Here is a 24,907-nt window from a genome sequence, read left to right on the forward strand (position 1 = left end):
TCGGGGTGCATAGTGTTCGGAACGACCCGCTGGAGCCGCGCCGATCGCGTGCGCCCGGCATCGGGTCGGGGCATCCATCACGAAAGGATCATCCATGGTCTCCATGCGCAAGCCGGGGCTGGTGATCGCGTCGCTCGCGATCGCAGGTCTGGCGCTGGCCGGCTGCTCGGCCGGCGGCGGCAACGACGCCAGCACCTCGCCGAGTGACACCACCAAGCTCCCCAGCACGGGATGGGAGAAGGCGGACTACGACCAGGTCAAGGACGGCGGCAAGCTGACGCTGCCGATCGACACCTTCCCCGCCAACTGGCAGACCTACAACCTCGACGCGGGCACGGTCGATGACGCGCTGCTGTCGACGCTCTACCTGCCGAGCCTCATCACGGTCAAGGAAGACGGCACCTGGGAGCCGAACAAGGACTACGTGACCTCGCTCGAGCTCGCCAGCGAGGACCCGCAGGTCGTCGACATCAAGTTCAACCCGCAGGCCAAGTGGTCGGACGGCACGCCGCTCAGCGCCGACGACATCGCGGCGAACTGGAACGCGCTCAAGTCGCCCGACACCGACTTCGCCCCGACGTCGAGCAACGTGTGGGAGGACATCTCCAGCGTCGAGCCCGGTGCCGACCAGTCGGAGGTCAAGCTGACCTTCAAGAACAAGAACGCCGACTGGCCGTCGATCTTCGGCCCGATCTACCCGAAGTGGGCCGTCGACACCCCTGACCACTTCAACAACCTGTGGAAGTCGCAGCCGGTCGCGGCCGACGGCACGACGATCGTGTCGGGCGGGCCGTACATCATCTCGTCGCTCGACGCGAACGCCCAGGTCGTGACCTTCACGAAGAACCCCGCCTGGTGGGGCGAGCAGCCGAAGCTCGACACGATCATCTTCAAGTCGGTGAGCCGCAATGGTCTCGCCCAGGCGTTCGCCAACAAGGAGATCGACGCCTTCAACCTCTACGGCTCGGCCGACAACCTGAAGACCGCCGAGGCGCGGTCGGATGCCGAGATCCAGCGCTCGCTCGGAACGACCTTCCGCCACGTGACGCTCAACGGCACCTCCGACGTCTTCAAGGACGTCAAGGTGCGTCAGGCCTTCGCGAAGTCGCTGCAGCGCGACGTGCTCGCGCAGGCGATCCTCAAGCCGGTCGGAAGCCCGGTGACGGTGCTCGGCAACCTGGTCTACCTGCCGGGTCAGAAGGGCTACGAGGATGACGCGCAGAGCGTGATCGGCTACGACGTCGACGGCGCGAAGAAGCTGCTCGAGGAGGCCGGCTGGAAGCAGGACGGCAACGTCGCGAAGAAGGACGGCAAGGCGCTCACCGTGCGTTTCGTCATCCCGTCCGAGAACCAGAACTCGGCGAACGTCGCGCAGCTGGTCAAGCAGCAGGCCGCCAAGGCCGGCTTCAAGGTCGACATCGACGTGGTCCCGTCTGACGACTTCTTCACGAAGTACGTCACGACCGAGACCCGCGACTTCGATGCGACCTACTTCGCCTGGCAGGGCACGCCGTTCCCGGTGTCGAGCGTGAAGTCGATCTACTACCCGGCCAACTCGGGCCAGAACTACCCGGGCGTGACCGACAAGAGCCTCGGCAAGGCCTTCGACACCGCGAACGCGGAGCTGGATGCCGACAAGCGCGTCACCGAGGCGCAGAAGATCGACAAGAAGCTCGTGAACCTCGTCACCACGGTGCCGCTGTTCCCGGAGCCCTACGCCTGGGGCGTGACGAAGGGCCTGGTCAACTACGGTCCCTCGCAGTTCGAGGTGCAGAACCCGCCGTGGACGCGCATCGGCTGGAAGAGCTGACGCACTCGTCCTGACCGCGACGGCGGCATCCCCTCGGGGGTGCCGCCGTCGTCGTGTCTCGGCGCCGTCGCGGCGCGCCCGCTCCCAGCAGGACGCCCGGTCGACCCCTTGTAGGCTGACCGGGATGAGGTTCCCCCGCCCCGCTCTCGCCGTCGCCGCCGTGGCCGCCGCGCTCGTGCTCGCCGCGTGCACCTCCCCGGCGCCCGAGGTGCAGAAGGGCGCGTCGCTCAGCGTCAGCATCGCGACCCCGTTCACCTCGGCCAATCCGCGCACGGCGCACGGTCGCACCGCGACGAACGCCGATGTCGGCTATCTCACCTCGACGGGGTTCGGCTACTACGACCCGAGCGGGCAGCTCGTGCTCGACACCTCCTTCGGCAAGGCCGAGATCGTGTCGCAGTCCCCGTTCCGCGTGCGCTACACGCTGGCCGACCAGGTGCAGTGGAGCGACGGCACCCCGATCGACGCGACTGACCTGCTCCTCACCTGGGCCGCCGAGTCGCAGCGTCTCGACTCGAAGGACGCGGCCGCGCAGCTCGACCCCGCGACGGGTCTGCTCAAGGCCGATGCCCCCGCCGACAGCGTGTGGTTCGGCGCCCCCGGCGGTCTGCTGCGCGACGCGGCGAAGACCCCGACCATCTCGGATGCGGGCCGCTCGATCGAGGTCGAGTACACCCATCCGGTCGCCGGCTGGCAGCTGGCGCTGGAGCCGAGTGTGCCCGCCCACGTCATCGCGAAGACGGCGCTGAAGACCTCGGGGGCCTCGGCGGGCAAGAAGGCGGTCGCCGCGGCGATCCGCGCCGGATCCGGTGCCGAGCTCGCGGCGATCGCACGGGCGTGGAACGGCGGATGGGACTTCGCGACGACGCCGAAAGACGCCGCTCTGCTCGTGTCGTCCGGTCCCTACCGCGTGAAGACCGCGGGGGAGGCGGGCGTCGAGCTCGTGCGCAACAGCGCCTACCGCGGCGATCGCGCGGCGCGCGTGCCCACCCTGCGTCTCGACTACAGCGCCGACTCCTCGGTCACGATCGGCGCGCTCGCTCAGGGCGACCTCGATGTGGCGCGCCTGCGCATCGGCTCCGATTTCGCGGCCGTCTCGGATGTCACCTCGGCCTCGAGCGCGGTGGAGGCGTCCTCGCGCATCGACCTGGTCGAGGCGAACACCTCGTCGCCGCGCAACGGCGCGATGCTCGACAACTCCTTCCGACGTGCGTTCCTGCTCTCGATCCCGCGCCAGGAGATCGTCGATCAGCTCTTCGACGGCGTCGGCACCGACGCCTCGCCGCTGCAGTCCTGGGTGGCGGCGCCCGGCGACGCCGACTACACGACGGCGGCCACCTCGAACGGCTCGGCGGCGTACTCGGCCGACGCGAAGAAGACCCTGCAGGACGTGCTCGACGGCGCGCGCGTCTCCGACCGTTCGGTCTGCGTGCTCTACGACTCGACGAATCCGCGTCGCACGGCGACCTTCGAGATCATCCGCGACGCCGCGGCGGAGTACGACATCTCCGTGACCGACTGCGGCACCGCCGACTGGCGCAACCGCCTCGTCGAGCCTCAGGCGTGGGATGTCGCGCTGCTCTCCTGGGATGCCGCCAGCGCGACGCGCCCCGGTGCGGTCGAGGTGCTGCAGAGCGACGAGCTCGCGGCTTCGCCGCTGGACACCCCGGACAGCGCGACGGCCGGTGCGCTCACGGCGCTGCAGCGGGCCACGACCGAGGCCGCGCGCACGGAGGCTCTGGCCGAGCTCGACCATGCGCTGTGGGACAACGACCGCCTGCTCCCGCTCTACCGTCTGCCGTCCGTGATCTCGCACGGGCAGGGCGTGGGCGGCGTCAAGCCCGGCCCTTCGGCTCGGTCGGTGCTCTGGAACGCGTGGACGTGGCGCGCCGCCGCCGAGCGCCCGACCCCGAGCTCCAGCCCCTCGTCGTGAGCCGTCGCATCCGCGCCGCCGTGCTGGCGGCGGTCGCCGTCGCGCTCGCGCTGAGCGCGTGCACGGGCCCGCAGCCTCACCTGGTCGACGGCAGCGTCGTGCGGGTGGCCGTCGACCAGCCGCTCGACGGTCTGAACCCGCGCACCTCGGCCGCGCGGGCCAACAGCGTCGACGGCGCGGTCGCCCAGCTGACCCAATCGGGCTTCGGCTGGTGGGGCGATGACGGCGCGTGGGTCGCCGACCCCGGCTTCGGCTCGGTCGACGTCGTCGCGCAGGATCCGTTCACCGTGCGCTGGCGGGTGGCGAGCGGGGTGACCTGGTCCGACGGCGTGCCGGTGGATGCCGCCGACCTGCTGCTGGCGTGGGCGGCGGACTCCGGCCGGCTGACTACGCCGGGTCTCGCCGTCGACGACTACGTCGATCCCGACACGGGGGAGCTGACCGGGCTCCCCGATTCGGCGGTCTACTTCGACGGCGCCCGCACGAGCGGCCTCGAGCACAGCGTGGGCCTGCCCGTCGTCGGCGACGACGGGCGCTCGATCACGGTGACCTTCGATCGCCGCGTCGGCAATCTCCCGGCGCTGATCGCCCCGGTCGTGCCGGCGCACATCGCGGCCGAGCTCGCGGTCGGATCACGGCACCAGAGCGATGGCGCCGCGGCGAAGAAGGCGGTCATCGACGCGGTGCGCCGGGGCCCCTCGGTCTCGCTGGCGGCGCTCGCCCGCACCTGGAACTCCGCCTGGACGCTCGCGCCCGGCGCGAGCCTCCCCGAGAAGCGGCTGCGCGTCGGCTCCGGCCCCTATGAGCTCGTCGCCCGGGAAACGGACGGCTCGGCGACCCTGCGGGCGCGCGCCGACTACCGCGGCACGCGTCAGCCCGGCGTCGACGAGCTGAGACTGCGGGTGCTCACCGATCCGCTCAGCGCCGTGAAGGCGTTCCGCGACGGCGAGGTGGATGTCGCGACGCCCGAGCCGAGCGCCGACGTCGCGTCGCTGCTGCGCGACGACCGCGATCTCGAACCGAGCTACGGCTCGCGCGCCCGGGTCGAGCACCTCGAGCTCAGGCAGAGCGGATCCCGTTCGGGCGTGTTCGCCGACGAGAAGGTGCGTCGCGCCTTTCTCGCGTCGATTCCGCGCGGCGCGATCGTCGAGGCGATGGCCGGTCGCGTCGATCCGGATGCCGAGCCGCTGTCGTCATTCGTGTTCCGACCCGGAGCGCCCGGGCTGGCCACGGGGGAGAAGGAGACCGGGCTCGCCTCCCGCACGAAGGCCGACATCCCGGCGGCGCGTCGCCTGCTCGCCCAGGCGGACGTGGACGACCCGGCAGTCTGCATCCTGTTCGACCCGGATCGCGCGACGCGGCGTGCGGCGTTCGAGCTGATCCGCGACTCCGCCGAGAAGGCCGGCTTCGTCGTGCAGGACTGCTCGTCGAGCGACTGGTCGTCGCAGCTCGGCGCTGAGGGCGCCTACGACGCGGCGCTGTTCGCCTGGGACACGTCCGACCTGCCTCCCGAGGACCTGGCGCAGCCCTTCCTCACCGGCTCGGTGGCCAACTTCACCGGCTACTCCGACGCGGAGACCGATCGCCTGATCGCCCGGATCGACGCCGAGACCGACGCCGGCGCGCGCGACCGGCTGCTCGCCCAGCTCGACGGCCGCATCGCCGCCGACGCCTGGGGACTGCCCTTCGCCGCGTCGCCGACGATCACCCTCGTCGGCGACGGTCTCGCCGATGTGACGGCCTCCCCGATGGCGGGCGGGGCACTCGCCGGAGCCTGGGCCTGGCGGCCGACGGCGTCATCCTCGTCCACCGGGTAGACTGCCACGAGGTCCCGGGCATCTCGCCCGCCGGCGAGGTCCGATGTCGACCCGCCGCCTCTCTCCACTGCATCCGAGGAATCCCGTCATGGCTGATGCCCGCCGCTCCGATCTGCGCAACGTCGCGATCGTCGCCCACGTCGACCACGGTAAGACGACGCTCGTCGACGCCATGCTCCGTCAGACGGGCTCGTTCGGCGAGCACGCTCACGTCGAGGAGCGCGCGATGGACTCGAACGACCTCGAGCGCGAGAAGGGCATCACGATCCTCGCCAAGAACACGGCGGTGTCGTACTCGGGCAAGCACGCGGTCGACGGTCCCGTCACGATCAACGTGATCGACACCCCCGGCCACGCCGACTTCGGCGGCGAGGTCGAGCGCGGCCTCAGCATGGTCGACGGCGTCGTGCTGCTGGTGGATGCGAGCGAGGGCCCGCTGCCCCAGACGCGCTTCGTGCTGCGCAAGGCGCTCGAGGCGAAGCTGCCCGTCATCCTGCTCGTCAACAAGACCGACCGCCCGGATGCGCGCATCGATGCCGTCGTCGAGGAGAGCCACGATCTGCTGCTCGGCCTCGCGAGCGACCTCGCCGACGACGTGCCCGACCTCGACGTCGACGCGCTGCTCGACGTGCCGGTCGTCTACGCCTCGGGCCGCAACGGCGCCGCCAGCTGGAACAAGCCCGGCGACGGCGAGCTGCCCGACAACGCCGACCTCGAGCCGCTCTTCGACGCGATCCTCAAGCACGTGCCGGCCCCCGCCTACGACGACGAGGCCCCGCTGCAGGCCTGGGTCACCAACCTCGACGCCTCGCCGTTCCTCGGCCGCATCGCCCTGCTGCGCGTCTTCGCGGGCACGATCCGCAAGGGCCAGACGGTCGCCTGGGTCCGCCACGACGGCTCGCACTCGAACGTGCGCATCACCGAGCTGCTCATCACGAAAGCGCTCGAGCGCCTCCCCGCCGAGAGCGCCTCGGCCGGTGACATCGTCGCCGTCGCGGGCATCGAGAACATCACCATCGGCGAGACCATCGCCGACCCCGACGACATCCGCCCGCTGCCCGCGATCACGGTCGACGAGCCGGCGATCTCGATGACGATCGGCACCAACACCTCGCCGGTCGTCGGCAAGGTCAAGGGCCACAAGCTCACGGCGCGCATGGTCAAGGACCGCCTCGACCGCGAGCTGATCGGAAACGTGTCGCTGCGCGTGCTCGACATCGGCAAGCCCGACACCTGGGAGGTGCAGGGCCGCGGCGAGCTCGCGCTCGCGATCCTCGTCGAGAACATGCGCCGCGAGGGCTTCGAGCTCACCGTCGGCAAGCCGCAGGTGGTCACGCGTCAGATCGACGGCAAGCTGCACGAGCCCTTCGAGCACCTGACGATCGACACCCCCGAGGAGCACCTCGGCGCGATCACCCAGCTGCTCGCCGCCCGCAAGGGCCGCATGGACAACATGTCGAACCACGGCACCGGCTGGGTGCGCATGGAGTTCGTCGTGCCGTCGCGCGGTCTCATCGGCTTCCGCACCGAGTTCCTCACGATCACCCGCGGCACCGGCATCGCGAACGCGATCGCCCACGGATACGAGCCCTGGGCCGGTCAGATCACGACCCGCATCAACGGCTCGATCGTCGCCGACCGCGCCGGCTCGGCCACGCCGTTCGCCATGATCGCCCTGCAGGAGCGCATGTCGTTCTTCGTCGAGCCGACGCAGGAGGTCTACGCGGGCATGGTCGTCGGCGAGAACTCGCGCGCCGAGGACATGGACGTGAACGTCACCAAGGAGAAGCAGCTCACCAACATGCGCTCCGCGACCGCCGACAACTTCGAGAAGCTGACGCCGTCGCGCAACCTCACGCTCGAGGAGTGCCTGGAGTTCGCCCGCGAGGACGAGTGCGTCGAGGTCACCCCCGAGGTCGTGCGCATCCGCAAGGTCATCCTCGACCCGAGCGAGCGCGCCCGCGCCACCTCGCGCGCGAAGCGCCAGGACGCGTCGGTCGCCGGCTGACCCGGTCCTACCGACCCCACATGGATGAGGGCGAGCGCCCCGGCTCCGGCCGGTCAGTGCTCGCCCTCATCTCGTGGTCAGTTCTCGTTCACTAGACTCGTGCGGGTTCCCCGCCCCATCCCTCCTGGAGCTCCCTCGATGCGCCGACTCTCTCGTCGTCTGGCCGTGGTCGCTCTGTCCTCGGCGATCGCGATCGGCGTGCCGCTGGCTCTGAGCGGATGCGCGATCGTGCAGAACGCGGTCGAGGGCGCCTCGGGCGACAAGGTCGACATCGGCGGCGAGAGCCTGCCGAAGTCGTTCCCCTCGAACGACGTGCCCCTCGTCGACGGCGATGTCGTCTACGGTGCCGGGATCGTCGAGGGATCGAACAAGTCGTGGTCGGTCACGAAGAAGGTGGCCGACGCCTCCGCCTTCGACGCGATCTCGGCGCAGCTGGTCGCGGCGGGCTTCTCGGCATCCTCGACTCCGGGTGCGGACGCCGATGGGCGATCGGGCACCTTCGCCAAGGCCCCGTACTCGGTGATCCTGCTGGTCACGCAGGACAAGGAGCTCGGCTGGATCGCCGACTACGCGGTGTCGCAGGCCGCCGACACGCCCTCTCCCTCGGCATCGCCCGCCGGCTGACGCGCCCGCGCTAGCGGAAGAGCTCGCGCCCGATCCACGAGCCCTTCGCCACCCCGCGCGGGATCGCGAAGACCGCCGAGCCGACGTGCTTGAGGTACTCGTTGAGGGCATCGCTCGCGAGGCTGCGCTGCACCGTGACGAAGCGCGCCGGGCTCGACTGGTACGACAGGAAGAACAGGCCCGCATCCAGCCGCCCCAGGCTGTCGTTGCCGTCGACGTAGTTGTAGCCGCGCCGCAGCAGGCGGACGCCGTCGTTGACATCGGGGTGGGCGAGGCGCACGTGAGCATCGCGGTCGATGAGCGGGGCCTCGGTCGCTCCGGTCTTGCTGAAGTCGGGTTCGCTGAACTCGGTGCCGCCGCTGAGAGGCGCGCCCTCGCCCTTGGTGCGGCCGATCACCCGCTCCTGCTCTTCGAGGCGGGTGCGATCCCACGACTCGATGACCATGCGGATCTTGCGGGCGACGAGGTAGCTGCCGCCGACCATCCAGTCGGGGCCCTGCTTCGAGCCGACCCAGACCTGCTCGGCGAGGGCGCTCTGCTCTTCGGCCTTGACGTTCGCGGTGCCGTCCTTGAAGCCGAACAGGTTGCGCGGCGTCGCCTGGCTCGTCGACGTCGACGAGGTGCGGCCGAAGCCGAGCTGAGACCAGCGCAGTGAGGCGGTGCCGAAGGCGATGCGACTGAGGTTGCGGATGGCGTGCACGGCGACCTGCGGGTCGTCGGCGCAGGCCTGGATGCAGAGGTCGCCGCCGGTGAGCTGCTCGATGAGCGCGTCACCGCGGAAGCGCGGGAGCGCCTCGAGCTCGGACGGGCGGCGGTCGGCGAGGCCGAAGCGGTCGTCGCCGTCGGCGGTCTCGAAGAGGGTGGGCCCGAATCCGAAGGTGAGCGTCAGAGCGCTGGCCGGGAGACCGAGCGCCTCGCCGGTGTCGTCCGGGGGAGCGAGCGGGGATCCGTCGGCGCCGCCGCCGACCTCCTCGCCGGCGGTCATCCGCGCGGCGGCGGCCGTCCAGTCCTTCAGCAGCTGGATGAGATCGTCGCGTGAGGCGCCGGAGTCGAGATCGAAGACGGCGAAGTGCAGGCGGTCCTGCGCCGGGGTGCTGATGCCGGCCTGGTGCTCCCCGTGGAAGGGATGCACGGTGCCGACGCCGTTCTCGGCGGCCGCGCCGGCGATGTTCGCGGCGATGACCGCGCCGCCGGCTCCGCCGAGTGCGAGTCCGGCCGCGCCCGCGCCGGCGAGGCCGATCAGGCCTCGCCGCGACAGGGAGCGGCCGGACTCGTCGGAGGTCACGCCTTCTTCACGCCCAGCACGGTGTGGGTCAGCTGCGAGAGCGGCTTTCCGAGGGCGTTCACGGCGTCCGAGAGCTCCTTGCGCTGCGAGTCGGTGACCTCATCGTAGGGCGTGAATCCCGCCTCGATGCTGCCGTACTTCGCGAGCTCGGTCTCGAGGTCGGTGAAGCGGGCGTCGATCGTCTTCACGAGCTTCGCGCCGTCGGATCCCTTGTTCTTGGCGATGTCGCGCACGATCCCGTAGGCGACCTGGGCGCCCTCGACGTTGGCGGCGAAGTCGGTGAGGTCGGTGTGCGACCACCAGTCCTCCTCGCCCTCGATCTTGCCGGTCGCGACCTCGTCGAGCAGGCCGATGGCGCCGTTCGAGATGTCGGCGATTCCGACGGTGAAGTCCTTCGCGCCCACGAGCTTCGAGAGCTGGTCGACGTCGGCCACGAGGCCGTCGGCGTAGGTCGCGCGCTCGGCCGGGGTGGATGCGGTCCAGTCGGTCAGCGCGTCGGTGCCGTCGGAGTTCTTGTCGCCGGCTGCCGGCGGCCAGAGATCCTTCTCGATGCGGTGGAATCCGGTCCAGTCGAGGCCCTCGGCGACGGCGTCGACCTCGCGGTAGTCGATCTTCGGGTCGAGGTCGCCGAAGGCCTCGGCGGTGGGCTCGATGCGCTCGTAGGCGACGCGGGTCGAGGCGAACAGCTGGCGGGCGGTGGCATCGTCGCCGGAGCGGTAGGCGTCGGTGAACGCCTTGGTGGCGGGCACGAGGGCGCCGACCTGCGACTTGATGTAGGCGACGTAGTTGGTGACGGCGGCGGAGATCTGCTTCTTCTCCGAGGCGTCGCTCTCGATCTCCTCGCCGCTGACGGTGAAGGAGGCGAGCCCGATCGGCTGTCCGACCTGCTGGAACTTGCACGCCGTGTAGTAGGTGCCGGGGTTGAGCTGGGCGACGTAGGAGACGGTCTGGCCGGGGGTGATGTTCTCCTTCTCGCCCACGATGCGCAGCTTGTCGTCGGCGAGGATCTCGAACTCGTTCACGTCGGTGCCGGTGTTCGCGATGGTGAAGGTCACGGTGCCCGACTTCGCGGTCGAGGCCGACACCTCGCAGCTGTCGTCGGCGACCTTGACATCGAGTGCTGTCGACGCGCCGGTCGCACGGGGGTTCGGCACGCAGCCGGCCAGCGCGAGGGCGACGACGCCGACCGCGGCGACGGCGGCGATCGGGCGGAGTCGTGCAGACATGGGTCTCCTGTCGTAAGGGGGAGGGGGAGTGCAGTGCTGTGGTGGAGAGCCGCCGGTCAGGCGGAGTTCGAGGCGGGAGCCGTGCCGGTGACGGCATCCGGTGTCGCGGAGGCCGCGGCGGGCTGCGCGGACGCGGTGTCGCCGGTGCGAGGGCGCTTCGGGCGCTGCCGCAGCACGAACAGCGGCATCACGATCGCGATGTAGAGCACCCAGACGATCACCTGCAGCCAGGTGGGCTCGGCGGTGACGTTGAACAGGCCGGCGAGCAGGATGCCCCACCAGCTGGTCGGCGGCACGACGGCGGCGAGGTTCAGCGCGTGCTGCCCGACGCCCGGCAGGATGCCGGCCTCCTGCAGGTCGCCGACGCCGTAGGCGAAGACGCCGGCGGCGACCACGACGAGCACGACGCCGGTCCAGCGGAAGAAGCGGCCGAGGTCGATGCGCAGGAAGCCGAGCGAGATGAGCGCGGCGAGCGCGACGGCGGTGAGGATGCCGAGCACGACGCCGACGAAGCTGGCGACGGGATCCTGGGTCGAGGCGACGGTGGCCCAGACGAAGATCGCGGTCTCGATGCCCTCGCGGCCGACGCTGACGACGCCCAGCACGACGAGACCGATGCCGCCGCCGACGATCGCGGAGTCCGCTCGCTCGCGCAGCTCGCGGCTCAGCGTGGGGGCGTGCTTCGCCATCCAGAGCACCATCCAGGTGACGAAGCCGACCGCGACGATCGAGAGTCCGCCGCCGATGGCCTCCTGGGCCTGGAAGCTGAGCGTCGACGGGCCCCAGGTGAGGATCGCGCCGAGGCCGAGCGAGACGGCGATGGCGGCGGCGATGCCGATCCAGAGCTTCGGCAGCAGGTCGCGGCGCCCGGATTTGCGGAGGTAGGCGACGAGGATGCCGACGATGAGTCCGGCTTCGAGGCCTTCGCGGAGTCCGATCAGATAGTTCGCGAGCACGGGCGGCTTTCGGGGAGTTCGAGTGACCCGCGGTCGCGAGCCGGAGGTTAGCCTAGCCTAACCTTTCAGCTACGCCCGTCACGTACTGTCTATCCTGGTCGGATGTCCTCCGCCGCCCCCGTCGACCCCGCGTCGCAGGCCCCGCAGGAGGCGGCGCACGACGACCAGCCCGACCTCGGTCTCGGCATCGCGGGCTCGGTCATCGGCACGATCCTCGCGGCCGTGATCGGCGCCTTCGTCGGCGCCGTGACGACGGTGCTGCACCGGCAGTGGATCGTCGGCGGCATCCCGCTCGGCCTCCTCCTCGCGATCGTGCTCGCCGGCTGCCTGCTGGCCGGCTTCCGCTTCGCCTTCGACAGCCGGCTCGTCGCCGGCGGCGCCGCGCTCGGCGTTCTCGGCGCGACCGCACTGCTGGCGCTCCGCGGCCCCGGCGGCTCGGTTCTCGTCGTCAACGACGCGCTCGGCTGGACGTGGTCGATCGCCCCGACCCTCATCGCGCTCGTCGTGCTCGCCTGGCCCCGGCTGGTGCGACGTCCGCTGCCCAGAACACCCCGCGCCGCCGTGTCCGGCGGCGGCTTCCCGAGTGAATAGAATCGATCAGTGACCTACGTCATCGCCCTGCCCTGCGTCGATGTGAAAGACCGCGCCTGCATCGACGAATGCCCCGTCGACTGCATCTACGAGGGCGACCGGATGCTCTACATCCAGGCCGACGAATGCGTCGACTGCGGTGCCTGCGAGCCCGTCTGCCCTGTCGAGGCGATCTACTACGAAGACGACCTTCCCGACGAGTGGAAGGACTACTACAACGCCAACGTCGAGTTCTTCCAGGAGATCGGCTCGCCCGGCGGCGCCGCCAAGGTCGGCCCGATCCCGGGCGACCACGCGCTGATCGCCGCCCTGCCGCCGCAGGCCTGACCCGCCACCGTCGCGCCATGGCTCTGCAGCTGCCCGAGTTCCCCTGGGACTCGCTCGTCCCCTTCGCGGCGCGCGCCCGCGAGCACGCCGACGGCATCGTCGATCTCTCGGTCGGCTCGCCCGTCGATCCGACCCCGGAGGTCGTGCGTCAGGCCCTTGCCGACGCGACCGACGCCCACGCCTACCCGGCGACGGCGGGATCGCCTCCGCTGCGCGAGGCGCTGGTCGACTGGTTCGCCCGCCGCCGTGGCGCGACGGATCTGACCACGGCGAACGTCATCCCGACGATCGGCTCGAAGGAGCTCGTCGCGCTGCTGCCGACGCTGCTCGGACTGGGGGAGGGCGACACGGTCGTGCATCCCACGGTCGCCTACCCGACCTACGCGATCGGCGCCGCGATCGCCGGCGCCTCGGCCGTCGCCGCCGACGACCCCGACGAGTGGCCCGAGGGCACCAAGCTCGTCTGGCTCAACAGCCCCGGCAACCCCGACGGCCATGTCGACCCGATCGAGACCCTCATCCGCGCCGTCGACCGTGCGCGCGAGATCGGCGCCGTCATCGCCAATGACGAGTGCTACGCCGAGCTGAATTGGCAGGGCGACGGGCCGACACCGAGCATCCTCGACCCCCGCGTCACCCGTGGATCCCGCCGCGGCACGCTCGCCGTCTACTCGCTGAGCAAGCAGTCGAATCTCGCCGGATACCGCGCCGCATTCGTCGGCGGCTGCAGCGAGCTCGTCGGCCAGCTGCTGGAGGTGCGCAAGCACGCCGGGCTCATCCCGCCGGCGCCCGTGCAGCACGCGATGATCGCCGCTCTCGGCGACGAGGAGCATGTGGATGCGCAGCGCGAGCTCTACCGCGCCCGTCGCGACGTGCTCCGCCCGGCCCTCGAGGCCGCGGGCTTCCACATCGACCGCAGCGACGCGGGCCTCTACCTCTGGGCGACGCGCGACGAGGACTGCTGGACGACGATCGCCGAGCTCGCCGAGCTCGGCATCCTGGCGGCGCCCGGGGCCTTCTACGGCGACGCCGGGGCGCGGCACGTGCGGCTCGCTCTGACGGCGACGGACGAGCGGATCGCCGCCGCCGCGGCCAGGTTGTCGGGCATCGCCAACGGCTGACGCGGACGCTTGGCGGGTTCGTCAGTGTTCCCGGCGACCGCCTAGGCTGTATCCGTGAGCGATTCTGGAACCACCGACGCCTCTCAGAAGGTCACACTGTCCTACCCGGGCGGTACCGCCGAGTTCCCCATCCTGCATGCCGTCGACGGCAAGAGCAGCATCGACATCTCGACGCTGACGAAGCAGACCGGGCTGACGACCCTCGACCAGGGCTTCGTGAACACGGCCTCGACCAAGAGCGAGATCACCTACATCGACGGCGACCAGGGCATCCTGCGCTACCGCGGCTACTCGATCGACGACGTCGCGGCCAATGCGACCTACCTCGAGGTGGCCTGGCTGCTGATCTACGGCGAGCTGCCGACGGCCGATCAGCTCGCCGAGTTCGACGACAAGGTGCGGCACCACACCCTGCTGCACGAAGACCTCAAGCGCTTCTTCTCGGCGCTGCCGCATACCGCGCACCCCATGTCGGTGCTCTCGGCCGCGGTCTCGGCGCTCTCGACCTACTACGAGGACTCGCTCGACCCGCACGACCCGGAGAAGGTCGAGCTGTCGACCATCCGCCTGCTCGCGAAGCTGCCGGTCATCGCCGCCTACGCGCACAAGAAGGCGCTCGGCCAGGCGTTCCTCTATCCGGACAACTCGCTGAGCTTCGTCGACAACTTCCTCAAGCTGAACTTCGGCAACCTCGCCGAGCCCTACGAGGTCAACCCGGTGCTGTCGAAGGCGCTCGACCGCCTGCTGATCCTGCACGAAGACCACGAGCAGAACGCGTCGACGTCGACCGTGCGACTCGTCGGATCGACCGAGGCGAACCTGTTCGCGTCGATCTCGGCCGGCATCCAGGCGCTCTCGGGCCCGCTCCACGGCGGTGCGAACGAGGCCGTGCTGACGATGCTCGGCAAGATCCGCGACTCGGGCGAGAGCGTGGAGAAGTTCGTCGAGCGGGTGAAGGCCAAGGAAGACGGCATCCGTCTGATGGGCTTCGGTCACCGCGTCTACAAGAACTTCGACCCGCGGGCCCGCCTGGTGAAGGAGAGCGCCGATGCGGTGCTCGCCGACCTCGGCGTCAACGACCCGCTGCTCGACATCGCGAAGCAGCTCGAAGAGGTCGCGCTCGGCGACGACTACTTCGTGGAGCGCAAGCTCTACCCCAACGTCGACTTCTACACCGGCGTGATCTACAAGGCCATGGGCTTCCCGACGCGCATGTTCACCGTGCTCTTCGCGATCGGCCGACTGCCCGGCTGGATCGCCCAGTGGCGCGAGTCGAACGTCGACCCGAAGACCAAGATCGGCCGCCCGCAGCAGCTCTACGTCGGCCCCGACGCACGCAGCTGGCCCGTCGACCGCTGAGTCGCCGCCGCTGACACAGAGAACCCCCTCGAGCCTGGTGCTCGAGGGGGTTCTCTCGTACTGGCGCCGCGCGCCGCGGCGCGACTCAGGCGTGCAGTGCCGCGTTGAGCTGGATGCCGGCGCCGCTGCGGGCGAGAACCTCGACCGCGCCGGTCAGCGAGTTGCGACGGAACAGCAGGTTCGGCACGCCCGAGAGCTCGACCGCCTTGACCGTGTTCGGCACCGTCGTGTTCGCGCCGTGGGCGCCCGCCTCCGGGTCGATCAGGTGCACCTTGGTGCCGGCGGTCACGTAGAGACCCGCCTCGACGACCGTGTCGTCGCCGATCGAGATGCCCACGCCGGCGTTCGCGCCGAGCAGCGCCCGCTCGCCGATGCGCACCCGCTGCGTGCCGCCGCCCGACAGGGTGCCCATGATCGAGGCGCCGCCGCCGACATCCGAGCCGTCGCCGACGACGACACCCTGCGAGATGCGGCCCTCGACCATCGAGGCGCCGAGCGTTCCGGCGTTGAAGTTGACGAAGCCCTCGTGCATGACGACGGTGCCGGGCGCGAGGTGCGCACCGAGGCGCACGCGCGAGGCGTCGGCGATGCGCACGCGGTCGGGCGTCACGTAGTCGAGCAGCTTGGGGAACTTGTCGACGCCGAGCACCGTGTACCCGGCCTTCTGCAGGGCGGGGCGCAGGCGGTTGAGGGCGTCGGCCTCGACCGGGCCCGCGCTGGTCCAGGCGTTGTTCGGCAGCTGAGCGAAGACCCCGTCGAGGTTCACGCTGTTCGGCGCGACGAGGGTGTGGCTGAGCAGGTGCAGACGCAGGTAGGCGTCGGGGGTGGATGCGGGCGCCACCTCGGTCTCGATCTCGACGAGCTGCCAGTCGCGGCGCGTCTCGCGCACCGCATCCTCGCCGATCCAGGCCGCCAGGTCGGCCGGCGGCAGCACGCGGTCGACATCGTCGGGCACCGGGCCGAGAGCGGGGGAGGGGAACCAGGCGTCGAGCACGGAGCCCGAGGCGGTGAGGGTGACGAGGGCGTGGCCCCAGGCAGCAGTCATGACTCCAACGCTACCGAAGCGCGGGCTCCGTGACGCGCCGCCCTAGACTCGCCAGGTGACTGCGACGCCCCGTCTCGACCCCTCTCTCGGCAGCGTGGAACTCACCCGCGCGATCTGTGACATCCACTCGGTCTCGGGTGATGAGCGCGTGCTGGCGGATGCGATCGAGCAGGTTCTGCGCGCCGCACCTCATCTCGAGGTCACCCGCGACGGCGACGCGATCGTCGCGCGCACGAACCTCGGCCGCGAGCGACGGGCCGTGATCGCCGGGCACATCGACACCGTGCCGATCAACGACAACCTGCCGACCCGTCTCGACGACGACGGCGTGCTCTGGGGCCGCGGCACGGTCGACATGAAGGGCGGCTGCGCCGTGCAGCTGAAGCTCGCCGTCGAGCTGACCGAGCCCGATGTCGACGTGACCTGGGTCTGGTACGACAACGAGGAGGTCGAGGCCACCCGCAACGGCCTCGGGCGCCTGGCTCGCAGCCGACCGGAGCTGCTCGAGGCCGACTTCGCCGTGCTGGGCGAGCCGTCGAACGGCGAGGTCGAGGGCGGCTGCAACGGCACGATCCGCGTCGAACTCCGCTTCTCGGGGCGCCGGGCTCATTCCGCCCGCGCCTGGAAGGGTGTCAACGCGATCCACGCGACCGCCGCGGCGCTGACGACTCTCGCCGAGCACGAGGCCGAGGACGTCGAGGTCGACGGCCTCGTCTACCGCGAGAGTCTCAGCGCGGTCGCGATCTCCGGCGGCGTCGCCGGCAACGTCATCCCCGACGCGGCCGTCGTGACGGTCAACTACCGCTTCGCGCCGAGCCGCTCCGGTGCTGAGGCCGAGCAGCGCCTGCGCGACCTCTTCCCGGGGGTCGAGCTCGTCGTGACCGATCTCTCCGAGGGCGCGCGCCCCGGTCTCGACGCGCCGCTCGCCCAGGACTTCCTGCGCGCCGTCGGCGGCGAGGCGCGACCCAAGTACGGCTGGACCGACGTCGCGCGCTTCTCGGCTCTCGGCATCCCCGCCGTCAACTACGGGCCCGGCGACCCGATGCTCGCCCACGCCGACGATGAGCGGGTGCCGATCGAGCAGATCGAGCGCTGCGAAGCGGGTCTGCGAGCCTGGCTGACGGGTGAGATCCGGGGGAACTGAGCGCCGCTGGTTTTCGCGCGTCCCCCGCGTGCGGGATAATGGGGGAGCATCCACGAAAGGGGACTACTCATGGCAGCCATGAAGCCGAGGACCGGAGACGGGCCGATGGAGGCTGTTAAGGAGGGTCGCCTGATCATCGTGCGCGTTCCTCTCGAGGGCGGCGGACGACTTGTCGTCTCCGTCAATGACGAGGAGGCCAAGGAGCTGCACGACGCCCTCGCGGCAGTCGTGTCGGCGTAGCTCCAGCTCACGGCCCGGCGGCGCGTCCGCCGGGCTTCGCTCGGTGCCCCGAAACCGAGCAGGTCGCTCCGACCGGATCGGGCCGGCGTCTCAGGCGCCGGTCGGGACCAGCTGGAGCAGCCCGTCACCCGCGGTGCTCAGTGCCGCGGTGACCGCGGGGGACTCCGCGACCGTCGAGAGAAGCGCACGGTAGTCGGCGACGGCTCCGTCACGCTGAGCGGGGTCGGCGACGCGTCCACGCCACAGTGCGTGCGGCACGGCGACGACCCCGCCCGGGCGGACGAGTCGCAGACCGTGCTCAACGTAGGCCAGCACGTTGGCCGGGTCGGCGTCGACCAGCACGAGGTCGTAGGCGCGGTCGTTCATGCGCGGCAGCACGTCCAGAGCACGGCCGCCGATCAGGCGCACCTGCGTCGCCGGGTGGCCCGCCTCGGCGAATGCCGCGCGGGCCGACTCGTGGTACTCGGCCTCGGTGTCGATCGAGGTGAGGGATGCCGCGGGGGCCCCGCGCAGCATCCACAGTCCGCTGACTCCGAAGCCGGTGCCGATCTCGACGATCGACTGCGCGCCCACCGCGGCGGCCAGCACCGAGAGCTGGGCTCCGACGGCGGGGGAGACGGCCTCGACGCCGTGCTCGAGCGAGCTGCGGCGCGCCATCTGAGCGGCTTCGGGCTCGTCGACGAACTCCTCCGCGAACTTCCAGGAGAGATCTCGATCGGCCATGGTGCGCCCCTTTCCGCCGCAACCCTATGGGGCGTTCCGGTGAGCGGGACGTATCCTGTCGGGGTGTCCCTCGGGTTGACCTTCGACAAGCTGCTGATCATCCTCGTGATCGCGGTCTTCCTCATCGGTCCCGAGCGCCTGCCCCGCTACGCCGCCCAGCTGGGCCGACTCGCCCGCGGAGTGCGCGACATGGCCAACGGCGCCAAGGACCGCATGCGCGAGGAGATGGGTCCCGACTTCGATGACATCGAGTGGTCGAAGCTCGATCCGCGCCAGTACGACCCGCGCCGCATCATCCGCGACGCGCTGACCGAGGACGCCCCGACTGCCGCGGCCGCCGGCGCCGGAGCAGCGGCGGCAACCGCCGCAGCCACCGCGACCGCCGGCGACCGCCCGCGCTACATCGAGTCGGCGTACGAGCAGCGCCAGCGCAAGCAGGGCAAGGGGCGACCGGCGCCGTTCGACGCCGAAGCCACCTGACCCGAGCTGACGCGATCCGAGCTGAGCCCGGACGTCCCGGCTCCGCGCGCTGTCAGCGCAGCGCGCCGAGCGTCGAGTGGATGCGCCCCCACCGCTCCGCGTCGACCGGGAACCCGGCGTGCGCGAGCGCGAGCACCGCGCTGCCGACCGCGCCGTCGGGCACGGTCGTGAGCTCGGCGCCCTCGGGCAGCGCCGTCCGCAGCGCGTCGGCGACGAGCGGCTGGTGCGCGAGCACGCTGCCGCCGAGCACGATCGGGCCCGGATCCTCGAGATCGAGCACCGCGAGCAGCGTGCGCGCCAGGCCGGCCGCGGCGGCCTCCACGATCCCGCGGGCGACCGGATCTCCGGCCGTCGTGGCCTCGGAGACGACGCGCGCGCAGCGCGCGAGCGTCACCGGACGCTCGGCGTAGACGCGCTGCAGCAGCGCGGCCAGCAGCCGAGGGCGGCGGCGATCATCGGGCTCCTCGGCGGCCGCGGAGGCGGGGATGTCGAGCTCGGCGAGCACGCCCGCGGTCACCGCGGTCGCGGGCCCGCGTCCATCGAGCTCGGCGGCGGCGGCGCGCACGCCGGCGAGGCCGATCTGGAAGCCGCTGCCGTCGTCGCCGAGCAGCCAGCCGAGCCCGTCGGCGACGGCCTCGATCTGCCGGTGGCGCACGCGCGCGGCGATCGCGCCCGTTCCGGAGACGACGGCGTAGCCCACCTCCGCCAGGGTGCCGGAGAGGTACCCGGCGACCAGGTCGGCTTCGATCGCGACGCGTCCGCCAACGCCGTTCTCCGTGAGCGGGCCGGTCAGCCAGCCGGGACCGGCGCCGCTCGCGCCGGCGAGGGCGACGGCCAGCAGCCGGGGTGCCTCGCGCGGCACTCCGGCGGAGTCCAGGGCGCGCACGACGGCCTCGGTGATCGCGAGCGCGGCGTGCTCCTCGCCGACCGCGGTGCGGTTGCCGCTGCCCGCCACGGCGTAGCCGAGAGCGGTGCCGTCAGACCCGACCACGACGGCCCGTGTCGAAGACCCGCCGCCGTCGACTCCGACGACGATCTCTGAATGTCTCGTTTTCATAACGGCGTCTGGACTCCCTCCGCAGGGATGATGAAAATGTCTTTCAACCCTGACCCGACGTTGATGCAAGGGATTTTTGATGGCGCGTGCGGACACCCTCGAGAACGGCTTCCGCGCGGCCGCCCGCATCCGGGCCAATCTCCCACAGATGTCCGCCGCGATGGCGAAGATCGGCGAGCTCGTGCTCGCCGACCCGACCGCCGCGCTCGAGCTGTCGATCACCGAGCTGGCCGACCGCGCCGGTACCTCTGCCGCGACCGTCACCCGCTTCTGCCGACTGCTCGGCTATCCGGGATTCGCGCAGTTCCGCCTCGGGCTCGTCGACGGGGGAGCGGGCGACGAGGCCCAGGAGACCTGGCGCGTCGACATCGGGCGCCAGTTCGCGCCCGACGACTCTCCGTCGGATGTGCTGCGCACCCTGCTCTCGGTGCAGTCGCGGGCCCTGGAGGCCACCGCATCCCTCATCGACCTCGAGCTGGTCACCTCGATCGCACAGAGCATCTGGTCGGCGCGCCACCTCGACATCTACGGCGTCGGCGGCAGCTGGGCCGTCGCGAACGAACTGCACAGCCGGCTCTACCGCATCGGCATCGACTGCCACGCCTGGGGTGAGCCGCACAGCGGCCTCGTCAGCGCCGAGTTCCAGGACGAGCACTGCGTCGCGATCGGCATCTCGACCAGCGGGCGCACCGCCGAGACGGTGGACATGCTCGCCCGCGCCGCCGCGAGCGGCGCCCGCACTGTCGCGATCACGAGCGACCGCGACTCCGCTCTCGCCCGCGCCGCCGAGGCATGCATCACCACCGCGAGCCCCGACGTCTACCTGCAGCCCACCGACCTGGCCGCGCGGCCCTCGCAGCTGCTCGTGCTCGACCTCATCTACCTGCTCGTCGCGCAGCAGGACTTCACCGCGACCGCCACCCGGCTGACGAGATCGCGCCTCGCCGTCTCCGGGCACCGCCGCGTGACGAGCTCACCGCGCGGCCCCCGCATCCCCCGTGCCACCACCGGAAGGACCTCCGCATGACCGACAGCGCCCACGCCTACCTCGACCAGGTCGTGCCGCGGCTGCAGAAGCTGACCGACCTCGCCGCGGCGGGCGGACTCGAGCCGGCCGTCGACCTGCTCGTCGCCGCGCTCGAGAAGGGCGGAGTGATCCAGTCGTTCGGCACCGGGCACTCGCAGGCCTTCGTCATGGAGCTCTCCGGCCGCGCCGGCGGACTCATCCCCACCAGCGGCATCTACCTGCGCGACGTGCTCACGGTCGGCGACCGCGACCGCTCGCAGCTCACCGGCGGCGAGCTCGAGCGCGACCCGAGCGTCGTCGACGACCTCTTCGCCGTCTCCACCATCGGGCCCGACGATGTGTTCGTCATCGCGTCCAACTCGGGTGTGAACGGCTCGATCGTCGGCGTCGCGCTCGAGGCGAAGCGCCGCGGTCATGCCGTCATCGCCGTCACGAGCCTCGAGCACACCAACGCCGTCGAGCCCAAGCACCCGAGCGGCCAGCGCCTCAGCGAGGTGGCCGACGTCGTGATCGACAACCTCGCGCCCTTCGGCGACACCACCCTGCCCGTCGACGGCGGCGTCGTCGTCGGCGCCGTGTCGTCGATCACCGCTGCGCTCATCGCGCAGCTGCTGACCATCGGCGTCACCGAGCGCATCGCTGCGACCGGGGCGACCCCGCCTGTGTACATCTCCGCCAACATCCCGGGAGGTGATGAGCACAACCGAGCCCTGGAAGACCGCTATCGCGGCCGCATCCGCCGCTCGGCCTGACCGTTCCACACCCCCACCACACCTGGAAGGTAGGCACCACCGAATGTCACTGCAGTCAGCGTCGCTGGACCGACGCAACTTCCTCCGCGCAGCCCTGGCCGGAGCTGTCGCGATCCCCCTGGGCGTCACCCTCGCCTCCTGCTCCACCGGAGGCGGCGGAGGCGCGACCGGCCAGAAGAGCGCCAAGAACCCCTTCGGCATGGCCGACAACACGACGGTGGATGCCGTCATCTTCAACGGCGGCTACAAGACCGACTACGTCGACTTCGCGGGCAAGATCCTCGCGAAGGAGCACTCCGGCTCCAGCGTCAAGGTCAAGCCCGAGACGAAGATCGCCACCACCCTGCAGCCGCGCTTCGTCGGCGGCAATCCGCCCGACCTGATCGACAACTCGGGCGCCGATGCGATCGGCTTCAACTCGATCCTCGACCAGCTCGAGGAGCTGCAGGACGTGCTCGACGCGAACAACCTCGAGGGCACCAAGATCAGCGACACGCTCTACCCGGGAGTGCTCACGCCGGGCGAGTTCGACGGCAAGCTCAAGGCGCTCAACTACGTGCTGACGCTCTACGCCGTCTGGTACTCGGCGTCCCTCTTCGAGAAGAACGGCTGGACCCCGCCGACCACCTGGGATGAGGCCTTCGAGCTCGGCGGCAAGGCCAAGGCCGCCGGCAAGTACCTCTTCGTCTGGGGCAAGGAGGCCGCGACGTACTACCAGACCCTCGTGATCGACTCCGCGATCAAGGAGGGCGGCGACGAGGTGCGCCTGAACTTCGACAACCTCAAGGACGGCGCCTGGTCGCAGGACTCCGTGCAGAAGGTGCTCACGTCGCTGAAGAAGATCATCGACGCGGGCTACGTGAAGCCGGGTGGATCGGGCACGCAGTTCACGGCGGCCCAGGCCCAGTGGTCGAACGACCAGTCCGGTCTGCTCTACCCCTCGGGCTCGTGGATCGAGAACGAGATGAAGAGCCAGACGGCGGCCGACTTCCAGATGACGGGAACACCGGAGTTCACCGTCACGACCGGGTCGAAGCTGCCGCAGACGGCGCTGCGCTCCACCGCCGGCGAGCCCTTCGCGGTGCCCTCGGCGGCGAAGAGCGTCGCGGGCGGCAAGGAGGTGCTGCGCATCATGCTCAGCAAGGAGTCGGCGACGAACTTCGCCAAGACGCGTCTCGCACCGTCGATCGTCAAGGACACCGTGCCGGACGACGCCTTCGGCTCGACCGCGCTCGCCTCCCAGATCTCCATGCTGAACGCGGCCAAGACCGACACCTTCACGTTCACCTTCGTCGACAACTACGGCACGAACACCGATCAGCTGGTGCTCTGGAACGCGTTCCTCGACGGCAAGTCGAGCGTGAACGAGCTGACCGACGGGCTGCAGCAGATCTCCGACAAGATCGCGAAGGACGACTCGATCAAGAAGATCACGGTCAAGTGAGTCTGGCGGGCAGCAGCGACGTCCGCGGCGCCCTCGCGTCCGCGCCCGGCGGGAAGGTCACCCCTCCCCGCCGGGCCCGGCGCGGCTCCGGTCGCCGGGTCAAGCGCTGGAACGTCGACCGGGTGACCCTGTTCATCGTCTTCCTCGGGCTCCCGCTCGCGATCTTCCTGATCTTCGTCATCTCGCCGTTCATCCAGGCGGCCTGGTACGCGCTGACGAACTTCGGCGGCTTCTCGCCGACCTACCAGTTCACGGGCCCCGCGAACTTCATCAAGCTGCTCGGCGATCACAACGTGCTGAACGCCTTCCTCAACAACGTGATCCTGGCGCTCGTCGTGCCGATCGTGACGATCGCCATCGCGCTCGCCTTCGCCAGCGCGGTTACGGTCGCGGGCCCGAGCATCGGGCCGATCCGCGGCATCCGCGGCTCGAGCTTCTACCGGGTCGTCTCCTTCTTCCCGTACGTGATCCCGGCGATCATCATCGGCATCGTCTGGTCGGGCGTGCTCGACCCGTCGCACGGCATCCTCAACGCCGTGCTCACGAGCCTCGGCCTGCCCTTCGACGACTTCGCCTGGCTCGGCGATCCGGCGACGGCCCGCGCCTCGCTGATCTTCGTCATGGTCTGGGCGTTCGTCGGCTTCTACATGGTGCTGTTCGTCGCCTCGATCAAGAGCGTGCCGGCCGAGATCTACGAAGCGGCCCGACTCGACGGCGCGAGCCGCTGGCGCATGACCTTCTCGATCACGATCCCGCAGATCCGCGACAGCATCCAGACCGCCTACGTGTACCTCGGGATCACCGCGCTCGACGCGTACGTCTACGCGCAGGGGCTCACCACGAGCGGACCGGCGACGACGCAGGTCGTGCCGCAGAAGATCCTGCTGAACCTCTTCCACAACGGCCAGGCCGGCTACGCCAGCGCCATCGGCGTCGCGAGCGCGCTGGTGACACTGCTGTTCGCGCTCGTGGTCTTCTCGATCGCGCGCGCGGCCCGCGGTCGAGACGAGGGGCGAGCATGAGCGCCGAGAGCCTGTCGAGGCCGGTCGTCTCCGGACGCACCAAGGCGGCGCGATCGGCGAAGTCGACCCCGCCCACGGATCGCGTGCCCGCCGTCATCTGGCACATCATCCTCATCATCTGGGCCGCGATCGTCGTGCTGCCGCTGCTGTGGACGCTGATGACGTCGTTCAAGACGACGAAGGAGATCTTCGCCTCCCCGTTCGCCCTGCCCGGCGGCCTCGACTTCAGCAACTACGTCAAGGCGTGGAACACCGCGGGCATCGGCTCGGCCATGGTGCAGACCGTGATCGTGGTCGGCTCGGCGCTCGTGCTGGTCATGGTGCTCGGGGCGATGTGCGCGTACATCCTGGCGCGCTTCGACTTCCCGGGGAACCGGATCATCTACTACCTGATGATGGCTGGTCTCACTTTCCCGATCTTCCTCGCGATCGTGCCGCTGTTCTTCACTCTGAAGGGCTTCGGGCTGCTGGGCACGACGCCGGGTCTGATCCTGACCTACGTCGCATTCGCGCTGCCGTTCACGGTCTTCTTCCTCTACTCCTTCTTCCGCACCCTGCCGACGGAGATCGCGGAGGCGGCGGCGATGGACGGCGCGAGCGAGTGGCGCACCTTCTTCCAGGTGATGCTGCCGATGGCGCGACCCGGCCTCGCCTCGGTCGCGATCTTCAACTTCCTGGGGCTCTGGAACCAGTACCTGATCCCGACGGCGATCAACTCCTCGGGCACGCCGGTGCTCTCGCAGGCCATGGACCTGTTCAACTCGGCGGCGGGCTACGACGTCGACTTCGGCGCCCTGTTCGCCGGCGTCGTCATCACGGTGCTGCCGGTGCTGATCGTCTACGTGATCTTCCAGCGCCAGCTGCAGGGCTCGGTGTCGCAGGGCACGATGAAGTAGATCGCGGCCCGGCTTCGGAC

23 protein-coding genes are annotated in these 24,907 nt (G+C 70.4%); 17 read left to right on the top strand and 6 right to left on the bottom strand.

The window, feature by feature from the left end; genetic code table 11:
- The first annotated feature begins 94 nt into the window (after positions 1 to 94).
- The 5 genes from BJ979_RS10570 (at position 95) to BJ979_RS10590 (ending at position 8,192) form a co-directional block, all read left to right on the top strand.
- Positions 95 to 1,810 (top strand): ABC transporter family substrate-binding protein, encoded by a 1,716-nt coding sequence (locus tag BJ979_RS10570; protein WP_179567694.1) that lies wholly within the window; start codon positions 95 to 97, stop codon positions 1,808 to 1,810.
- Between the two features lie 124 nt (positions 1,811 to 1,934).
- Positions 1,935 to 3,743: an ABC transporter substrate-binding protein gene (locus BJ979_RS10575; RefSeq protein WP_179567696.1), complete on the top strand. Its 1,809-nt coding sequence runs from the start codon at positions 1,935 to 1,937 to the stop codon at positions 3,741 to 3,743.
- On the top strand, positions 3,740 to 5,560 hold the full coding sequence (locus tag BJ979_RS10580) for an ABC transporter substrate-binding protein (protein WP_179567699.1): 1,821 nt from the start codon (positions 3,740 to 3,742) through the stop codon (positions 5,558 to 5,560). Before BJ979_RS10575 ends, BJ979_RS10580 begins: the two co-directional genes overlap by 4 nt.
- Before the next feature lie 88 nt (positions 5,561 to 5,648).
- Positions 5,649 to 7,568, top strand: a complete 1,920-nt coding sequence (gene typA / locus BJ979_RS10585) for a translational GTPase TypA (protein WP_179567701.1) — start codon at positions 5,649 to 5,651, stop codon at positions 7,566 to 7,568.
- Between the two features lie 165 nt (positions 7,569 to 7,733).
- Positions 7,734 to 8,192 (top strand): hypothetical protein, encoded by a 459-nt coding sequence (locus tag BJ979_RS10590; protein ID WP_179567703.1) that lies wholly within the window; start codon positions 7,734 to 7,736, stop codon positions 8,190 to 8,192.
- A 10-nt stretch (positions 8,193 to 8,202) separates the two neighbouring features.
- On the opposite strand, the gene efeB is transcribed toward BJ979_RS10590, so the two are convergent.
- From efeB to efeU, 3 genes are read right to left on the bottom strand one after another with little or no spacing between them, the layout of a single operon-like run.
- Positions 8,203 to 9,477: an iron uptake transporter deferrochelatase/peroxidase subunit gene (gene efeB, locus BJ979_RS10595; RefSeq protein ID WP_179567705.1), complete on the bottom strand. Its 1,275-nt coding sequence runs from the start codon at positions 9,475 to 9,477 to the stop codon at positions 8,203 to 8,205.
- The gene (gene efeO / locus BJ979_RS10600; RefSeq protein ID WP_179567707.1) at positions 9,474 to 10,703 is read right to left on the bottom strand and encodes an iron uptake system protein EfeO; all 1,230 of its coding nucleotides are present in this window, start codon (positions 10,701 to 10,703) and stop codon (positions 9,474 to 9,476) included. The genes efeB and efeO overlap by 4 nt, the downstream gene beginning before the upstream one ends.
- 56 nt (positions 10,704 to 10,759) lie before the next feature.
- Entirely contained in the window at positions 10,760 to 11,659 is a 900-nt protein-coding gene (efeU, locus tag BJ979_RS10605) for an iron uptake transporter permease EfeU (protein ID WP_179567708.1), read from the bottom strand.
- A gap of 102 nt (positions 11,660 to 11,761) precedes the next feature.
- Here efeU and BJ979_RS10610 point away from each other — a divergent pair, with 102 nt between their 5' ends.
- Genes BJ979_RS10610 through BJ979_RS10625 form a run of 4 tightly spaced genes read left to right on the top strand, consistent with a single transcriptional unit; the run spans position 11,762 to position 15,057 of the window.
- Positions 11,762 to 12,250 carry a hypothetical protein gene (locus tag BJ979_RS10610; RefSeq protein WP_179567709.1) on the top strand — a complete coding sequence of 163 codons (489 nt, stop codon included), beginning with the start codon at positions 11,762 to 11,764 and terminating at the stop codon, positions 12,248 to 12,250.
- Between the two features lie 9 nt (positions 12,251 to 12,259).
- A complete protein-coding gene (fdxA, locus tag BJ979_RS10615; RefSeq protein ID WP_141144780.1) occupies positions 12,260 to 12,577 on the top strand; it encodes a ferredoxin in 318 nt (105 codons plus the stop codon).
- A gap of 17 nt (positions 12,578 to 12,594) precedes the next feature.
- Positions 12,595 to 13,698 carry a succinyldiaminopimelate transaminase gene (dapC, locus tag BJ979_RS10620; protein WP_179567710.1) on the top strand — a complete coding sequence of 368 codons (1,104 nt, stop codon included), beginning with the start codon at positions 12,595 to 12,597 and terminating at the stop codon, positions 13,696 to 13,698.
- Positions 13,699 to 13,752: 54 nt separating this feature from the next.
- Positions 13,753 to 15,057, top strand: a complete 1,305-nt coding sequence (locus BJ979_RS10625; protein WP_179567711.1) for a citrate synthase — start codon at positions 13,753 to 13,755, stop codon at positions 15,055 to 15,057.
- Between the two features lie 85 nt (positions 15,058 to 15,142).
- On the opposite strand, the gene dapD is transcribed toward BJ979_RS10625, so the two are convergent.
- Positions 15,143 to 16,102 (bottom strand): 2,3,4,5-tetrahydropyridine-2,6-dicarboxylate N-succinyltransferase, encoded by a 960-nt coding sequence (dapD, locus tag BJ979_RS10630; protein WP_179567712.1) that lies wholly within the window; start codon positions 16,100 to 16,102, stop codon positions 15,143 to 15,145.
- A gap of 55 nt (positions 16,103 to 16,157) precedes the next feature.
- Between dapD and dapE the strand changes: the two genes are divergently transcribed.
- Together dapE and BJ979_RS10640 are read left to right on the top strand one after the other, a co-directional pair.
- Positions 16,158 to 17,246, top strand: coding sequence for a succinyl-diaminopimelate desuccinylase (gene dapE, locus BJ979_RS10635; RefSeq protein ID WP_179567714.1), 1,089 nt, complete (start codon positions 16,158 to 16,160; stop codon positions 17,244 to 17,246).
- A 69-nt stretch (positions 17,247 to 17,315) separates the two neighbouring features.
- The gene (locus tag BJ979_RS10640; protein WP_141144785.1) at positions 17,316 to 17,486 is read left to right on the top strand and encodes a DUF3117 domain-containing protein; all 171 of its coding nucleotides are present in this window, start codon (positions 17,316 to 17,318) and stop codon (positions 17,484 to 17,486) included.
- A 90-nt stretch (positions 17,487 to 17,576) separates the two neighbouring features.
- Here BJ979_RS10640 and BJ979_RS10645 read toward each other — a convergent pair whose 3' ends face one another.
- The gene (locus tag BJ979_RS10645; RefSeq protein WP_179567715.1) at positions 17,577 to 18,209 is read right to left on the bottom strand and encodes an O-methyltransferase; all 633 of its coding nucleotides are present in this window, start codon (positions 18,207 to 18,209) and stop codon (positions 17,577 to 17,579) included.
- 63 nt (positions 18,210 to 18,272) lie between these two features.
- Between BJ979_RS10645 and BJ979_RS10650 the strand changes: the two genes are divergently transcribed.
- Positions 18,273 to 18,689 (top strand): twin-arginine translocase TatA/TatE family subunit, encoded by a 417-nt coding sequence (locus tag BJ979_RS10650; RefSeq protein WP_179567716.1) that lies wholly within the window; start codon positions 18,273 to 18,275, stop codon positions 18,687 to 18,689.
- Positions 18,690 to 18,741: 52 nt separating this feature from the next.
- Here the strand turns inward: BJ979_RS10650 and BJ979_RS10655 are convergent, their stop codons facing one another.
- Positions 18,742 to 19,875 (bottom strand): N-acetylglucosamine kinase, encoded by a 1,134-nt coding sequence (locus BJ979_RS10655; protein ID WP_343046666.1) that lies wholly within the window; start codon positions 19,873 to 19,875, stop codon positions 18,742 to 18,744.
- Between BJ979_RS10655 and BJ979_RS10660 the strand changes: the two genes are divergently transcribed.
- From BJ979_RS10660 to BJ979_RS10680, 5 genes are read left to right on the top strand one after another with little or no spacing between them, the layout of a single operon-like run.
- The gene (locus BJ979_RS10660) at positions 19,826 to 20,773 is read left to right on the top strand and encodes a MurR/RpiR family transcriptional regulator (protein ID WP_179567718.1); all 948 of its coding nucleotides are present in this window, start codon (positions 19,826 to 19,828) and stop codon (positions 20,771 to 20,773) included. The two genes, BJ979_RS10655 and BJ979_RS10660, sit on opposite strands and share 50 nt — an antisense overlap.
- Complete coding sequence (locus tag BJ979_RS10665; protein WP_179567719.1) at positions 20,770 to 21,525, top strand: sugar isomerase domain-containing protein; 756 nt, start codon at positions 20,770 to 20,772, stop codon at positions 21,523 to 21,525. The genes BJ979_RS10660 and BJ979_RS10665 overlap by 4 nt, the downstream gene beginning before the upstream one ends.
- 43 nt (positions 21,526 to 21,568) lie before the next feature.
- Positions 21,569 to 22,969: an N-acetylglucosamine/diacetylchitobiose ABC transporter substrate-binding protein gene (ngcE, locus tag BJ979_RS10670; RefSeq protein WP_179567720.1), complete on the top strand. Its 1,401-nt coding sequence runs from the start codon at positions 21,569 to 21,571 to the stop codon at positions 22,967 to 22,969.
- Positions 22,966 to 23,991 carry a carbohydrate ABC transporter permease gene (locus tag BJ979_RS10675; RefSeq protein WP_343046667.1) on the top strand — a complete coding sequence of 342 codons (1,026 nt, stop codon included), beginning with the start codon at positions 22,966 to 22,968 and terminating at the stop codon, positions 23,989 to 23,991. The genes ngcE and BJ979_RS10675 overlap by 4 nt, the downstream gene beginning before the upstream one ends.
- Positions 23,988 to 24,887, top strand: a complete 900-nt coding sequence (locus BJ979_RS10680) for a carbohydrate ABC transporter permease (RefSeq protein ID WP_179567722.1) — start codon at positions 23,988 to 23,990, stop codon at positions 24,885 to 24,887. Before BJ979_RS10675 ends, BJ979_RS10680 begins: the two co-directional genes overlap by 4 nt.
- Positions 24,888 to 24,907: the final 20 nt, after the last annotated feature.

This window comes from Schumannella luteola, assembly GCF_013408685.1.
GTDB classification, from domain to species: Bacteria; Actinomycetota; Actinomycetes; order Actinomycetales; family Microbacteriaceae; genus Schumannella; species Schumannella luteola.